The sequence below is a fragment of the Brevibacterium jeotgali genome, from assembly GCF_900169175.1.
GTDB classification, from domain to species: Bacteria; Actinomycetota; Actinomycetes; order Actinomycetales; family Brevibacteriaceae; genus Brevibacterium; species Brevibacterium jeotgali.
In genome coordinates this window covers 72,917-86,908 of sequence record NZ_FXZM01000008.1, presented here as the reverse complement: position 1 = coordinate 86,908, position 13,992 = coordinate 72,917, and the positions used below count along the sequence as shown (strand labels likewise).

Below are 13,992 nucleotides of genomic sequence, written 5' to 3'. Positions count from 1 at the left end.
TCAGAACAGCGCCGTTTCGAGTCGTCCCGCCGCCTGCCGCATCGTCCTGAGTCACCCCGGCTGCACGCGTTCGGCGCGGTGGAGCACCTGCTTCGCGGCGATGTCCGCCCCCGCCAGCAGCGGGGAGGGCAGTCCCGGAGTCGCGCCGATGGCGCTGCCCGGCTGCGTCGTGGACGCGGGGATGCCCAGCACGATGACGGATTCGTCGACCTCGCCCGATGCGGCGACGAGGTTGTGCCCCGTCGTCACCGCCTCGGCGACGTCGGCACGAGTCGCTTCGATGAAGTCGGTCATGACGCCGTCGACCTGGTGGATCCGAGCCCGTCCGGAGTCGAGCAGCGACCGCAGCAGCGGGTCGTCCGTGTCAGGCACGCGGCCCTTCGACATGCGGGTCTCGACCAGCACTCTCGAATCGACCGCTCGCCGGGAGATGAGCGACTCCGCCCGGAAGCGACCGGCGTCGACGTCGGCGCGCACGACCGTCTCCGGCCCCAGCAGGTCGATCACTCCCGCATCGATGAGAGCGAGCACCTTCCGCACCCGCACCGACGGCGGTCCCGAGGCGAGGAACAGTCCGTCCGCGTCGAACCAGCCCTGCAGGTCGCGCACGAGCGATGTGCCGGCGACCGCTCCCACAGCGCCCAAGCGGTGCGCGGATCCGCGCAGCAGGCTCATGACGCGATTGACTGCCGCGCGGGGATGCCGGGCCGGTTCGCACATCGACGCGAGCTCGTCCTCGATCATCGTGTCGACGAACGCCTGCCACTCGTCGGACGTGACGCTGCGGCCCCGGGTGGGTCTGCGCAGATCCGCGATGGTCCACGACCAGCGCCGGTCGACGACGTGATCGACGAGGATCCGTTCGACGTCCTCGGCGGTCTGTGCGGACGCGAGGTCCGCGACCCAGGATCCGACCGCGCCCGAGGTGCCGGTCACTGCCTGCCCCGACGTTGCGGTGCCTGCCACGGCCTCGGGCGCCCACTCCGCGAGAGCGCTGAGGTACTGGTCGGCGATCTCCTGGGCGATCGTGGGCCAGACCTCGGTGGCGAAGTCCAGACCGCGGCGGTGGGAGAGCTCCTCGAACCAGTCCGGTGTCGCCCAGCGAGGGGTGAAAGCGCGCTGCTCGGCGTAGGGGATCGGCTTCGTCCGATAGGGCATGCCGCGGCGGGAACCGGCGACCAGGTGCGGTTCGCGCCCGGTCGGCAGGTAGCGCAGACGGCCGTGCGGATCGCCTGCGACGGGTTCGAAGGTCCCGCCCCACTCCGCGATGAGCCCGCCGATGACATCGAAGAAGTTCGCCCCCAGGCCTCGGACGATGACGGTCTGGCCAGCGGGGAGGCCCGTGAAATCGCGTTCGGCAGGCATGCCCGGGGCCACGTAGCGGAGTCCGTGATCGTCCGCGAAGCGAGTGAGACCCGCGACCTCGGTGTCCGGCAGCGACTGCACCATGCCCTGTGCGAGGACGACGGTCGGTGCCGCCAGTCTGGTGCCGTCCTCGAGTACGACCGCGGTGAGCGGGTCACCGGAGAAGGGCTCGACGTCGACGGGGTCGAGGTCGTGAGCGGTGGTGACGAACTGCTCCACCTCGAAGCCCCCCGCCGTGATCGCGCCCGCCAGCTGATCGCGGTAGTAGACGCCCTGCAGCCGGCGGGACGTGAAGTCGAGGGCACGGAGCTCGCGTGCCTCCTCGACGACCCAGTCACCTGCGGGGTGTGTCCCGGCGTCCGCGACCCGTCTCATCCAGTCGACGAGATCCGGGCCGGGCGATGGTGGACCGCTCATGGGAGTCGACTCGTCCGGGAAGAGCGTCGTGGCGGAGGCTGTCGTGTTGTTGAGGTACTGCGCGGGCTGCGTCGTGAGCCAGGTCGCGCCTGAACCGACTTCGAGGGCGTCGACGATCGCTATGCGCAGGGGCCGACGGCTCATCGCCGCGTCCGCACGGACTGTGGAGCCGGCGTCAGCTGCACCTGCACTCTCGCTCGCCTGGCGGAGGCGTGCGGCCATGCGGATGAGCGTCGCGACTGTGCGGGGTCCGCCGCCCACGAACACCGCATCGAACTGCCGAGTCACCCGCGCGGTGCGCGTGACACGAATGGTGCGCGGGGAACCGGACACGTCCGCCGCGTCCGGCGACTCAGCGGTGCCGGTCATGACGACTCCTCGGTCTCCGGCCAGTAGGGCTCGCCGAGAGTGAGCATGAGGCGGTTCGCCCAGCCGAAGAACGCGGTCGACGCGATGTGGTCGACCATCTCCAGATCGGTGAGGCCGATTCCGCGCAGACGTTCGGCGTCTTCGACGGTGAACGCCGGCACGAGCGCAGCGAGCCGTGCCGCTGTCTCGATGAGCACCGTCCACCGGTCGTCCTGGCCGGTCGCGAGTGCGGTGACGTCCGATGCGACCCAGTCGGCGTCGCGATCCAGCTCGACTGCGAGCATGCGGTCGACGTCCTCGTCGCGACGAGTGCGCTGCACCGCCTTCCGTGCGTGCACCGATGCGCAGTACACGCAGTCGTTGACCTTGCTGGAGACTGCGGCGGCGAGTTCCCTCTCGCCCTTCTCCAGGCCTTCCTTCGAGGTGAACACGGCGTTGTCGAGAGTCGAGCGCGCCAGTGTGACGCCCGGGGTGCGGGCGATGAGGCGGAAGTACACGCTGCCGGTCGTCGCCTTCGAGGCGAAGGACTCGATCTGCTCTGCGGTGAGTTCATCCTCGGCCGGTGCGGGGAGCCACGGTTCCCAGTCGAGGAACTCGCGGGTGAATGCCGTCGGGCGGGACCGCCCCGTCGTGGTGAGCGCGCTGCGGTCGCCGGTACGGCCTCGGGAGTGGGGAGTGCGGGCCAGGTCGGGCAGCGCAGTGGGGGTCTCGGCGGCAGCGCCGTCGGGTGCCCCCGTGGCGGGAGATGCGTCCAGCGCGGAGAGTCCTGCGACGAGCCGGACGAGGTAGGACTCGAAAGCGACGAGTTGGCCGATGAGGACGACGAGGTCAGGGTCCGCGCCGGCCGATTCGAGGGTCCGCTGGTCCTCGACGGCGGCGAGTGCGGGGGACACGGACACTGTGTCCACGTACTCCATGAGGGCGGCGAGCAGCGGATCTGCGGGCTTCGCACCGGACACCAGGTCATCGAACAGTTCGCGGTCGTCGACCTGCGTCAGGTGCCAGCGAAGCAGGGCGGAGGACCCCTGCTGCGCTGCGACCACCGCGGCGATCGTGTGCAGCAGAGACGGTGGCAGGGGGTGCGAGGCGGCGAAGAGGGCGTTGTAGGCGGCCTGCGTCTGCTCGGTGACGGTCGGCTTCCGATCCGTGAGGACCGCGAGAGCAGCGCTGTCGCCGAGCAGTGACTCGAGGACGGATCGAACCGGCGCGGAAGAAGAGTCGTTCATGAGAATCGACTCTTGCACGTCGTGCTCGCCCGCGCGAGGGTCGGGTCGCGGTTGTTAAGAAGATCACCAGGCGAGGGGTGCCATGAGCATGCGTGCCTCGGCTCGGCGCTGCTCGTGTTCGAGAGCACGGTGGGTGTGGTGACGGCGGATCAGCGTCTCGGTGTCGCTGTCCGTTGCGGTATCGCTGGGCGTACCGGAATGGGCCTCTGACCGCGTCGACCATTCGACCAGCAGCAGCCCGAGGAACAGTGTGATGCGGCGCAGCTGGGCGGTGAGGCGGGGACGCGTGGAGTCGTCCGGCGACGGAACGGGTGGTCGCGTCGTCTGGGTGGGGGCGGACTGGGGGGGGGATGTGGTCGGGGCGAATGCTGTGGAGCAGATGGGCGAGTCGAGCGGGGTCATCGCCGATTCCGCAGGGCGAGCAGACGTCCAGCAGTGCAGCGGCACGCTTCGAGAAGCTGCCCGGGGAGGCTTCGCACGAGATGGATGCGCGAGCTATGAAAGCCTTCGCACATCCCCTGCGCATGGCGATGTACACCTATCTCAGCGACCACGGTGCAGCGACGTCGACGATGCTCGCGCAGCATCTGGGCGAGAGCACGGGGCAGACCAGCTACCATCTCCGGCAGCTCGAGAAGCACGGTCTCGTCGAGGAGGACTTCGGGCGCGGCACCGGCCGTGAGCGATGGTGGAAGCCCATCAGCTTCACGATCCGCCGACATGTCGTCGAACCCGACGGTGCGACCTCGGAGCAGCTCGGCATCCTCATGGGCCACCATCTGCAGGACCGGTTCGAGAAGCTTCGCGCCTGGCTGGGCCATGATGAAGACGAGACCCCCGAGTGGCGGGAGGCGTCCGTGGACACGACGTCGACCGCTCAGCTGACCGCCGCGCAGGCGCGGGCGCTGTCGCGTGAGCTCATGGAGGTGGTGGAGCGCCACACGGCCGCCGCCGAAGACGGCGAGCGCGGCGACACTGCTCGCCGGTTCCGGGTCTACGTCAGCGCGTTCCCACTGCCTGACTGAACGGTTCGTGCCGACGAGGCCCGCCGCTACGATGGACGCCATGCGCACCTCCTTCGGCGTCGTCGGCGCCGCCGCCGCACTCGTCCTCACAGGCTGCTCGTCAGAGCCGCCGGACGGGGACGCGGGCGACGCGCTCCAGCCGACCGGCACCTCGGCGGTGGGAGAGGCCGCAGGCGACCCGGGCGCGCACGCGACGGCGGACACGGAGGCGCCTCCGGCCGACGGCGTGACGGACGACGATGTCGAGGCCGCTGCCGACATCGTCGAGGACATGGATGATGTCGAACTCGTCGGGTCCGTCGTGATGTTCACCTACAACGGCACGGACGTCGACGCCGCGGCGGATACTGTGAACGAACGGCATCTCGCAGGTGCGATCGTGATGGGCCACAACCTCTCCGACGGCGCGGGCGCGGACGAGGTGCGTGGAGTGACCGACACCCTCGCCGCGGCCGCGGGCGACCGCGGATGGCCCGTCGCGATCGGCGTCGATCAGGAGGGCGGCCCCGTCGCACGGCTCGATGACGCGGCCCTCGAGTTCCCCCCGCTCATGGCTGCCGGAGCCGCCGACGACGCGGACATCACGCGCGCTGCGATCGAGGCGCAGGGCGTCGATCTGCGGAACCTGGGCTTCACGGCCGACTTCGCGCCCGTCGCGGATCTCACCATCGGAGCCGAGGACCCGGTCATCAACCTGCGCTCGCCCGGCGACGATCCGGAGCGTGTCTCCGAGGTCGTCGCCGCCGCGGTGAGCGGCTACACCGAGACGGGACTGGCCTCGTCCGCCAAGCACTTCCCGGGCCACGGAGCGCTCACGGTGGATTCGCACGAGGAGCTCCCCGTCTCAGAGGACTCCCTTGACGAGCTCGCGGGCGACAGCTTCGAACCGTTCCGCACGGCGACCGAGTCCGGCGCGCCGATGGTCCTCGTCGGCCACATCGGCCTCCCCGGGGCTGAGGATCTGCCGGCCACGCTCAATCCCGACGTCTACGATGCGCTGCGCGAGGACGTGGGCTTCGACGGCGTCGCCATCACGGACGCGCTCAACATGGGCGCTGTGACGGAGGAGCCGGGGCAGGAGACCGTCAAGGCGATCGCGGCCGGCGCGGATCTGGCACTCATGCCCCCGGACTCCGGTGAAGCCGTGGGTGCGCTGTCGGAGGCTCTGGCAAGCGGCGATCTGTCGCGGGAGCGAGTCGTCGAGGCGTCGACGCGAGTCGTCGCGATGCAGCTGTGGCAGGCGCGGATCGGCGCTGTCGGCGGCGCAGCGGCCGAGGGCGCGGGGCACGACGAAGACGCCTCCGCTGCTGCCGATGATGCCCTCACCGATCTTGCCGACGCCTCCCTCACAGTGCTGGTGGGGGAGTGCCGCATCGAGGAGCCCGCGGACGCGGTGACCGTGACCGGCGGGTCCGACGCCGCGCGCGCAGCATTCACGGAGGCGGCGGAGGAAGCGGGCCTGAGCGTCGGCGACGGCGGCACGACAGTGAGCCTGGGTGCCGGAGACGGCGCGGTGGGCGCGGACGTCGTCGTCGGCACGACCGGCCCGTGGGACGTCGAGGATGCGGCTGCCGACACGACCCTCGAGGTCTACGACGACAATCCGTACGCGTTCGCCGCCGTCGCGAAGTACCTTGCGGGAGATCTGGAGGCTCAGGGCTCCTCACCCGTCGAGCTCTCGATCGACGCCCCCGACTGCGCCGCGGGCTGAGTCGCAGCCGCCCTCCTCGCGAGGGACGGGTGGACGGTTCGACGTGCGGCCTCCTGCGCCCGGCCGTCGAACCGTCCACCCGTCCCTCGCCGGGGGAGCTGTGTCAGGCCTGGGGCGGATGCACCGTCTCGTCCTCGGCCGTGCCGGTGGCGACCGGGCGCGCGGAGTCGTTGGACCATGCTGACCAGCTGCCGGGGAAGAGCGCTGCCTCGACGCCGATGCTCGCGAGTGCCAGCACCGTGTGCGACGCACTCACCCCGGAACCGCAGTAGGCGCCGATGGTGCGGATCGTGCCCTCGGCGGTCATGCCTTCGGTGTCTGCCGCGCCGACTCCGCCGTAGTAGTCCACGAGCTCCTCTGACGAGCGGAAGTGCCCGTTCGCCGTACTGCTGCCGGCCGGCGCGTTGTGCGCGCCCGGGATGTGCCCGGCCTGCGGATCCAAGGGCTCGGCGCGTCCCTCGAACCGCTCGGGTGCGCGAGCGTCCAGCAGGACCCCGCTGCCGGAGCCTGCCAGTGCTGCGGCCTCGTCCGCGGTGAGCGACGGCATCGATCCGGGCCGGATGACGAAGAGACCGCCCTCGCCCGAGGACGCTGTCGGGTCCGATGCGCCCGTCCCGTCCCGTGGTCCCTCCGCGTCCGGCAGCCCCTCCTCGTCCGGCTGCCCGGTCTCCTCCGGCAGTCCGGTCGCTTCCGGTAGTCCCGCGTCCCGCCATGCCGACCAGCCGCCGTCCAGGACACGCACATCGTCGTGTCCGGCCCAGCGGAGCATCCACCACGCACGTGCGGCGGCCTGACCTGCGACGTCGTCATAGACGACGACGGGTGTGCCGGTGCGGACTCCCCAGGAGCGGACGGTCGCCTCGAACTGGTCCTCGCGCGGCAGGGGGTGGCGGCCCCGCGCCGGATCATCGGAGGTGTGGTCGGAGAGCTCGGTGTCCAGCGCGACGTACTGCGCACCAGGAATGTGACCGGCGGAGAAGTCCTGCCGGCCATCGGGCTGTGTGAGGGTCCACCGGACGTCGAGGAGGACGGGTGCGGAACGGGCCGCAGACGAAGGACTCGCCGCGGCGCTGTCTGGACGAAGCAGGTCCGCGAGCTCGTCGACGGTGAGGAGGACACGGCTGCGCGTCTCGGTCATGGGTGGATCCCTTCGCTCAGAGGTGGGCGGTGCTCGGAGGTCGACAGGTGCACAGAGTTCGACAGGTGCTCAGTCACCCGGAGGTTCCGCCGCCACGGGCTGGGTGAGGAGGACGACGTGATCCTCACCCACGCGGGTGAAGACGAGGGTGGCCGGGTCGCCGCCAGGCAGCTTGAGCTGACGACGGACCTGGTCCGGCACGATGTCCGCTCCGCGCTTCTTGATGACGACGCGACCGATCCCGCGGTCCATGAGCGCGCGACGCAGCGCCTTGATGCCGGCCGGCAGCACATCGACGATGCGGTAGCTCGCCACAGCCGAGGCAGCGGAGCCCTCCGGGAGCCGATCGCCGGTGAGATATGCGATCGGTCCGCTCACGCGACGCATGCTCAGGGGCCCGCACAGAGCCGTCACGAGCCCCGCCCGGATGATCGCGCCATCGGGTTCGAACAGGTACTCGCCCAGATCTCCGATCCCGTCCTCGTCGCCCGCGGGCAGCTCGGACTCGTGGATCTGAAGAGCGCCGTGGGGCCCGTGCACCAGCGCATTGCGGCCGGGACGTTCGCGGACCTCACCGTGGTAGAGCGCGACTTCGACGACATCGCCGCCCTCGGACACCCACTGCGCCTCCCAGCCGTCGGGGATGAGCGCATGATCGAGTGCAGGGCCCAGCTTGATGCCGACGCTGGGCACGGTGTCTGCAGCGGAGAAGGCCCACGTGAGGCTGGGGGAGAAGGACTCCGGGTCGACCAGCCGGCGCGAGGCCGTGGTCCTCCCGTCGCCCGTACGGCGTGCGGGGTCCAGCCAGACGGCGCCGAAGCGGTTCAGGTCCGCGTCCTCCGCGAGGCCCTGCGTCACGGACACCGTGTCGAGCGCCTTGAGGTTGTAGGCGGCCAGTGCGGCGGTGACGGGGTCTGCGTCGACCGCCTCGACGCGGGTCGCACCGCCCATCCCGGCGAACGCCATCGAATCGGCGCCCAGGCCGCACCCCAGATCGGCGATGATCTCCGGTGCCGTGGCGAGCATGCGACGGGAATGGTGCGCCGCGACGGACAGGCGTGTCGCCTGGGCGAGCCCGTCGCGGGTGAAGAGCATGGAGTCGGCGAAGGGACCGAACTTCGCCCCCGCCTCGTTCCGCAGCTGCGCCTGGTTGAGGAGTTCGGACGCCAGCGCAGGACTCATCCCGTCCTTCCGCAGGCGGGACGCGATCGCGAGTTCCTCCGACGGCCGGTGCTCGATCGACTCGAGCAGCGCGAGCGCTTCCGGATCCAGGAGCTGTGCGAGAACGGACTCATCCATGCGGTTCACCCTAATGGGTGGACAGAGGCGTCGCGGCGGTGACGTCACGACGCGTCTGCACTGGTGTTCCCGTGTGCGTCCACTAGTGTGAAAGACATGACGACTCTCCTCAGTGCCCGCGACGTCCGCGTCCTCGCCGACGGGCTGGGTCTGAGGCCCACGAAGCAGCGGGGCCAGAACTTCGTCATCGACCCGAACACCGTGCGGATGATCGTCGGTGCAGCGCACCTCGACGGATCGCAGACGGTCGTGGAGATCGGCCCCGGACTGGGCTCGCTCACGCTGGGGCTGCTGGCCGCCGGCCATCGGGTCGTCGCCGTGGAGATCGATGAACTGCTCGCCTCGCGTCTGCCGGAGACCGTCCACCGGTTCGCCGCAGATGTCTTCGACGCGCCTGCTGGTGCGGAACCGTTCGCCCTGGTGAATGCCGATGCGATGCGTGTCACGGAACTGCCCGACCACCTGGGGGAGCCCACGGCGCTCGTCGCGAACCTCCCGTACAACGTCGCGGTGCCCGTCCTCCTCCACTTCCTCGCGACCTTCCCGGCCATCAGGCAGGTGCTCGTCATGGTCCAGGCCGAGGTCGCCGATCGGCTGGCAGCCCCGCCCGGATCCCGCACGTACGGCGTCCCCAGCGTCAAGGCGCAGTGGTACGGCACGGTCGACCGTGCGGCGGACGTCGGGAAGAACGTGTTCTGGCCGGCACCGAACGTGGGCTCGGGACTCGTGCGCATCATGCGCCGAGACACGCCGCGGGAGGGCGACCGGGACGCGGTCTTCGCCGTCGTCGACGCCGCCTTCGCCCAGCGCCGCAAGACCCTGCGCTCCGCTCTCTCCGGGTGGGCGGGCTCCGCCTCCGCCGCCGAGGCCGTGCTCACCCGCGCGGGCGTCGATCCCAGCGCCCGCGGCGAGACACTCACCGTCGACGACTTCGCGGCGATCGCGGAGGCGGCGGTATGAGCACCCCGCGGCAGCTCCATCCGTCCGTCACAGCGCGCGCGTACGGGAAGATCAATCTGCACCTGGGAGTGGGGGATCCGGGGCCGGACGGCTACCACGCACTGGTCACGGTCTTCGAGGCTCTGAACACTCCGGAGACGGTCACGATCGAGCTGGCGGAGTCGGACTCGGTCGAGGTCACGGGCCGTCGTGCCGGTGACGGGATCCCCCTCGATGAGAGGAATCTGGCGCTCGCCGCGGTCATCGCCTTCCGCAAGCGGACGGGATGGGGCGGCCGCGTCGCGATCACGATCGACAAGCAGGTGCCCGTCGCCGGCGGGATGGGCGGCGGATCCGCGGATGCTGCCGCAGCGCTCGTCGCCGTCGCGAAGCTGGCAGGCTTCGACGACCGCGCGGTGCTCGAGGAGATCGCCGCGACGCTCGGCGCCGACGTCCCCTTCGCGCTGCACGGCGGTATAGCCCTGGGCCGAGGCCGTGGAGACGACCTCACCCGGGTCCTGTCCCAGGGCACACACCACTGGGTGCTCGCGACGTCGACGGGGACGCTGTCGACCCCGGACGTCTACCGGCGGGTGGACGAGCTGCGGGACCAGTGGACAGCCGGCGGACACAGCGCTCCAGGTGGAATCAGTGCTCCAGGTGGACAGGTCGCCGCGCGGCTGGCCGACCCCACCGAGGTCCTCGCAGCGCTCGCCTCGGGTGACGTCGAGGCTCTCGCGGCGAATGTCCACAACGACATGACGGACGCGGCCGTCTCCCTGCTGCCGGACATCGCGCACGTCATGGACGAGGGACGGCGAGCGGGTGCGCACGCCGTGCTGCTGTCCGGTTCGGGCCCGACGGTCGGCTTCCTCGCGCAGAACGCGACGCACGCGCTCGAACTGGCGGTGCTGCTGGAGGCATCACGCGGTGTGCGGGAGGTCGTGAGGACGACCGGACCCGCCCGCGGCGCCCACATCGTGGAGTGAGGCGGGGCACTCGAGTCATCTCCGGGGCGACATCATCGTGGTCGGTCTCCGCGAGCAGCGCATGCGTCCTCGACGGCGTGCGCGAACGCGAGGAGTGAGGAGTATTCGGCGTCCGGGGTGACCGTCTCGCGGGGATCGGGCGTCGCGCCCCAGCCCGGACGGTCGTGGCGGCGGTTGATCCAGACGCCCGGCAGCCCGGACGACTGTGCGGGCACATGGTCGTGGAACAGCGACTGCGCCACGTGCAGCAGTCGACCGGACAGTCCGCGGTCTGCGACGCGAGCCGCCAGCGCAGCGAAGTTCGCAGGGTTCGGCTTGTAGGAGCCGATGTCCTCCGCGGTGAGGATCTCGTCGAAGTCGACGACCAGCCGCCGGTTCGAGGCGGCGAATCCTTCTCTGTCCACGTTCGACAGGATGATCAGCTCGTAGTGCCGCTGCAGGATCGTCAGTGCCTCGACTGAATCGTCGAAGGCCGGCCAGTCGGGCACAGACGTGCCCAGCGCGTCGGCGTCGTCATCCGACACCGGGAGATCGAGGGCCTCCCCGGTCCGACGGAACGCCTCGCGCAGAGCATCGGGATAGAGGATCGTCGGCGTCTCGCGAAGGACTACCGCTTCGTTCTCCGCATACGCGACGAGCAGCTCCTCATCCGTGAGCGCGGCGTCGTGACGCCGTGCCCACGGGCCGATGACGGCGGCGATGCCGGCCTCCCAGTCGATGAGGGTCCCGTAGCAGTCGAAGCTCAGGGCTTCGAACGCTGTGAGGTCGAGAGACATGGACGGCTCCTTCGTCTTCGCTGGTCGTGCGTGTCCGCTGGCTGTTCTGGCGTGCTGTCCGCTCCGCCGTGCTGACTGCGCGGACATCGTTCCCAGACTATGACGTCTCCCCCGTGCGTGTGGACGAACCGTGCCCGTGGACGAGTAGGCTGGGGGCCGCTCCACACCACCTGCGAAAGGCTCCCTGTGCACCTGCTCGGCTGCGAGACGATCAGCCTCAGCTATCCGAACCGGACGATCCTCGACGAGTTGACGATCGGTGTGGATGCGGGGGACCGGATCGGCATCGTCGGCCGCAACGGGGACGGCAAGTCCACGCTCGTGACGATCCTCGCGGGCCTGCGCGAACCCGATTCGGGTCGCGTGACCCGCAGGCGCGACGTGACGACAGGATACCTGCACCAGGCGGATGACTTCGCGCCCGGTGCCTCGATCCGCGAGGCGGTGGTCGGCGACGCCGCCGACCACGAGTGGGCGGCTGTGCCGCGCATCCGCGACGTCATGTCGGGGCTCCTGGGAGACCTCGACCTCGAGGCGCCTGTCGCGGGGCTCTCCGGGGGGCAGCGTCGCCGCGTCGCGCTCGCCGCACTGCTCGCGGGAGACCACGACGTCCTGTTCCTCGATGAGCCGACGAACCACCTGGACGTCGAGGGCATCGCGTGGCTCGCACGTCACCTCAGGAACCGCTGGTCGCCCGGCCAGGGGGCAGTCCTGGTCGTCACGCACGACAGGTGGTTCCTCGACGAGGTCACGACCCAGACCTGGGAGGTCCACGACGGCCTCGTCGACCAGTACGAGGGCGGGTACGCCGCGTACGTCCTCCAGCGGCTCGAGCGCCGCAGACTCGCGGACCAGGCGGAGGCGAAGCGGCAGAACCTCATGCGGAAGGAGCTCGCGTGGCTGCGCCGCGGAGCCCCCGCCCGCACCTCGAAGCCCAAGTTCCGCGTCGACGCGGCCAACGCACTCATCGCCGACGTCCCGCCGGTCCGCAACACGGTCGAGCTCGTCGGCATGGCGACCTCGCGACTGGGCAAGGACGTCTTCGAGCTCACCGATGTGGGCGTCGACTACCCCGGGACGACGGTCCTCGACGGCGTCGACTGGATCGTCGGGCCCGGAGACCGCATCGGGATCCTCGGCCGGAACGGCGCGGGCAAGTCGACGCTTGCGGGCCTCCTGGCCGGCGATGTCGCTCCCACGCGGGGACGCGTGAAGAAGGGCAAGACCGTCTCTGTCGCGGTCCTCGACCAGCAGCTGCGGGACCTCGAACCGCTCATGGGCGAGTTCATCCGCGACCTCCTGGGCCGGAAGAAGACCGAGTACAAGACGGCGGGCGGGGACCTGACGCCCGGCCAGCTCGCGGAGAAGCTCGGCCTGGGCGATGTGCTCGCGAACCGGGTGAAGGACCTGTCGGGCGGCCAGCGCCGTCGGCTGCAGTTCCTGCTCACCCTGCTGGATGAGCCGAACGTCCTCATCCTCGATGAGCCGACGAACGACATGGACACCGACATGCTCGCCGCGATGGAGGACCTCCTCGACACCTGGGCGGGCACACTGCTCGTCATCTCGCACGACCGCTACTTCATGGAGCGCGTAACAGACGACCAGTTCGCCGTCCGCGGGGCCGGGGTCCGGCACCTGCCGGGCGGGGTCGACGAGTACCTCACGCTGTCCGCCGAGCAGGACGTGGCGGAGGAGGCGACGCGGGCCGCCGGCGGTGCCGCAGCAGGTGGATCCGCGACCGAGGCGCTGTCGGCCTCCCGCTCGGACGCTGCGGGTGCCGGGGCGGGCCAGAGCACGGCGGGAACCGGGGCCTCGGCCGCGGGCACCGGTCTGTCCAGTGCACAGCGCCGCGCCGCGCAGAAGGAACTGTCCGCTCTCGAGCGGAAGATGGGGAAGCTGCAGCGCAGCGTCGACGACGTGCACGCGCGGATGGCGGCGCACGATCAGAGCGATTTCGAAGGCCTCGCCTCGCTGACGCGGGAGCAGCAGGGGTATGAATCGGAGCTCGCAGACATCGAGGAGCGCTGGCTGGAGCTCACCGACGACCTCGGCTGACCCCCGCTGCCCCGGTCAGGGAGTCGGCGTCTTCGCAGCCTCGACGAAGCGGTGGATCAGCCCGTGGTCCTTCGTGCCCCTCACCGCCTCGACTCCGCTGGAGACGTCGACGCCCCACGGTCGTGCGGCGACGATGGCCTCTGCGACGGTGTCCGGGCTGAGGCCGCCGGCCAGCAGCCAGCGTCCGGTGGGCCGTTCGTCGAGTGTGCCGAGGTCCCATGTCGTGCCGGATCCCGGAGTGCTCGAATCCAGGAGCAGCGCGTCCTCGCCGTGCGCGCCCACGGTGGTGGGCCCGCTCTGAGCGGACGTCGCCCGCCAGATCTCCAGCCCCTCGACCTCCGCGGCTCGGCAGATGTCGGTGTGCGAATAGCCGTGGAGCTGCAGGACGTCGACGCCGATCGCCTCCGCAGCCGCGAGCGCTTCGTCGATGCCCAGGTCGTGCACGACCGCGACGGTCGTGAGCGGTTTCGCCGACGAGTGTGAGCCGGCGGCCGGGAGAGACGCCTCGGCATGCGCCACGAGGCTGCGAGCGTGCTCGACGGAGACCGCGCGCACACTGGTGCGGCTCAGCACAACGCCCAGGGCATCGGCGCCCGCACTGCGCACTGCGTCGACGTCGGCCGGGGTCCTGAGACCACAGATCTTCACGTACACGGTGTGCTCCTCTCGGTGGGGTGCGT

Annotated in this window: 12 protein-coding genes; 5 read left to right on the top strand and 7 right to left on the bottom strand. The window is 70.5% G+C overall.

Annotated features, from left to right (window positions below):
* Positions 1-51 precede the first annotated feature (51 nt).
* From BJEO58_RS09265 to BJEO58_RS14795, 3 genes are all read right to left on the bottom strand, one after another.
* A complete protein-coding gene (locus BJEO58_RS09265) occupies positions 52-2,151 on the bottom strand; it encodes an FAD/NAD(P)-binding protein (RefSeq protein ID WP_101589192.1) in 2,100 nt (699 codons plus the stop codon).
* On the bottom strand, positions 2,148-3,377 hold the full coding sequence (locus tag BJEO58_RS09260) for a peroxidase-related enzyme (RefSeq protein WP_101589191.1): 1,230 nt from the start codon (positions 3,375-3,377) through the stop codon (positions 2,148-2,150). Before BJEO58_RS09260 ends, BJEO58_RS09265 begins: the two co-directional genes overlap by 4 nt.
* A 63-nt stretch (positions 3,378-3,440) precedes the next feature.
* Positions 3,441-3,779, bottom strand: a complete 339-nt coding sequence (locus BJEO58_RS14795; protein ID WP_144573908.1) for a hypothetical protein — start codon at positions 3,777-3,779, stop codon at positions 3,441-3,443.
* Positions 3,780-3,874: 95 nt separating this feature from the next.
* Here BJEO58_RS14795 and BJEO58_RS09255 point away from each other — a divergent pair, with 95 nt between their 5' ends.
* Positions 3,875-4,402, top strand: a complete 528-nt coding sequence (locus BJEO58_RS09255; RefSeq protein ID WP_246076149.1) for a winged helix-turn-helix domain-containing protein — start codon at positions 3,875-3,877, stop codon at positions 4,400-4,402.
* 40 nt (positions 4,403-4,442) lie between these two features.
* Positions 4,443-6,113, top strand: a complete 1,671-nt coding sequence (locus tag BJEO58_RS09250; RefSeq protein ID WP_101589273.1) for a glycoside hydrolase family 3 N-terminal domain-containing protein — start codon at positions 4,443-4,445, stop codon at positions 6,111-6,113.
* Between the two features lie 103 nt (positions 6,114-6,216).
* Here BJEO58_RS09250 and BJEO58_RS09245 read toward each other — a convergent pair whose 3' ends face one another.
* Both BJEO58_RS09245 and BJEO58_RS09240 read right to left on the bottom strand, forming a co-directional pair.
* On the bottom strand, positions 6,217-7,251 hold the full coding sequence (locus BJEO58_RS09245; protein ID WP_101589189.1) for a sulfurtransferase: 1,035 nt from the start codon (positions 7,249-7,251) through the stop codon (positions 6,217-6,219).
* Positions 7,252-7,320: 69 nt separating this feature from the next.
* Complete coding sequence (locus tag BJEO58_RS09240; RefSeq protein WP_101589188.1) at positions 7,321-8,550, bottom strand: class I SAM-dependent methyltransferase; 1,230 nt, start codon at positions 8,548-8,550, stop codon at positions 7,321-7,323.
* A 96-nt stretch (positions 8,551-8,646) separates the two neighbouring features.
* Between BJEO58_RS09240 and rsmA the strand changes: the two genes are divergently transcribed.
* Both rsmA and BJEO58_RS09230 read left to right on the top strand, forming a co-directional pair.
* The gene (rsmA, locus tag BJEO58_RS09235) at positions 8,647-9,510 is read left to right on the top strand and encodes a 16S rRNA (adenine(1518)-N(6)/adenine(1519)-N(6))-dimethyltransferase RsmA (protein WP_101589187.1); all 864 of its coding nucleotides are present in this window, start codon (positions 8,647-8,649) and stop codon (positions 9,508-9,510) included.
* On the top strand, positions 9,507-10,478 hold the full coding sequence (locus BJEO58_RS09230; protein WP_101589186.1) for a 4-(cytidine 5'-diphospho)-2-C-methyl-D-erythritol kinase: 972 nt from the start codon (positions 9,507-9,509) through the stop codon (positions 10,476-10,478). The genes rsmA and BJEO58_RS09230 overlap by 4 nt, the downstream gene beginning before the upstream one ends.
* Positions 10,479-10,510: 32 nt before the next feature.
* Here BJEO58_RS09230 and BJEO58_RS09225 read toward each other — a convergent pair whose 3' ends face one another.
* Positions 10,511-11,254, bottom strand: a complete 744-nt coding sequence (locus BJEO58_RS09225) for an HAD family hydrolase (RefSeq protein ID WP_101589185.1) — start codon at positions 11,252-11,254, stop codon at positions 10,511-10,513.
* Positions 11,255-11,440: 186 nt separating this feature from the next.
* On the opposite strand from BJEO58_RS09225, the gene BJEO58_RS09220 reads away from it, so the two are divergent.
* Positions 11,441-13,312 carry an ABC-F family ATP-binding cassette domain-containing protein gene (locus BJEO58_RS09220; protein WP_101589184.1) on the top strand — a complete coding sequence of 624 codons (1,872 nt, stop codon included), beginning with the start codon at positions 11,441-11,443 and terminating at the stop codon, positions 13,310-13,312.
* A 15-nt stretch (positions 13,313-13,327) separates the two neighbouring features.
* Here BJEO58_RS09220 and BJEO58_RS09215 read toward each other — a convergent pair whose 3' ends face one another.
* Entirely contained in the window at positions 13,328-13,966 is a 639-nt protein-coding gene (locus BJEO58_RS09215; protein ID WP_101589183.1) for a phosphoribosylanthranilate isomerase, read from the bottom strand.
* Positions 13,967-13,992: the final 26 nt, after the last annotated feature.

Excerpts from the sequence above, each read along its gene's own strand:
- BJEO58_RS09260 (WP_101589191.1), bottom strand. The coding sequence starts at position 3,377 with ATGAACGACTCTTCTTCCGCGCCGGTTCGATCCGTCCTCGAGTCACTG.
- BJEO58_RS09250 (WP_101589273.1), top strand. The coding sequence starts at position 4,443 with ATGCGCACCTCCTTCGGCGTCGTCGGCGCCGCCGCCGCACTCGTCCTC.
- BJEO58_RS09245 (WP_101589189.1), bottom strand. The coding sequence starts at position 7,251 with ATGACCGAGACGCGCAGCCGTGTCCTCCTCACCGTCGACGAGCTCGCG.
- BJEO58_RS09255 (WP_246076149.1), top strand. The coding sequence starts at position 3,875 with ATGAAAGCCTTCGCACATCCCCTGCGCATGGCGATGTACACCTATCTC.
- BJEO58_RS14795 (WP_144573908.1), bottom strand. The coding sequence starts at position 3,779 with ATGACCCCGCTCGACTCGCCCATCTGCTCCACAGCATTCGCCCCGACC.
- BJEO58_RS09265 (WP_101589192.1), bottom strand. The coding sequence starts at position 2,151 with ATGACCGGCACCGCTGAGTCGCCGGACGCGGCGGACGTGTCCGGTTCC.
- rsmA (WP_101589187.1), top strand. The coding sequence starts at position 8,647 with ATGACGACTCTCCTCAGTGCCCGCGACGTCCGCGTCCTCGCCGACGGG.
- BJEO58_RS09225 (WP_101589185.1), bottom strand. The coding sequence starts at position 11,254 with ATGTCTCTCGACCTCACAGCGTTCGAAGCCCTGAGCTTCGACTGCTAC.
- BJEO58_RS09240 (WP_101589188.1), bottom strand. The coding sequence starts at position 8,550 with ATGGATGAGTCCGTTCTCGCACAGCTCCTGGATCCGGAAGCGCTCGCG.
- BJEO58_RS09230 (WP_101589186.1), top strand. The coding sequence starts at position 9,507 with ATGAGCACCCCGCGGCAGCTCCATCCGTCCGTCACAGCGCGCGCGTAC.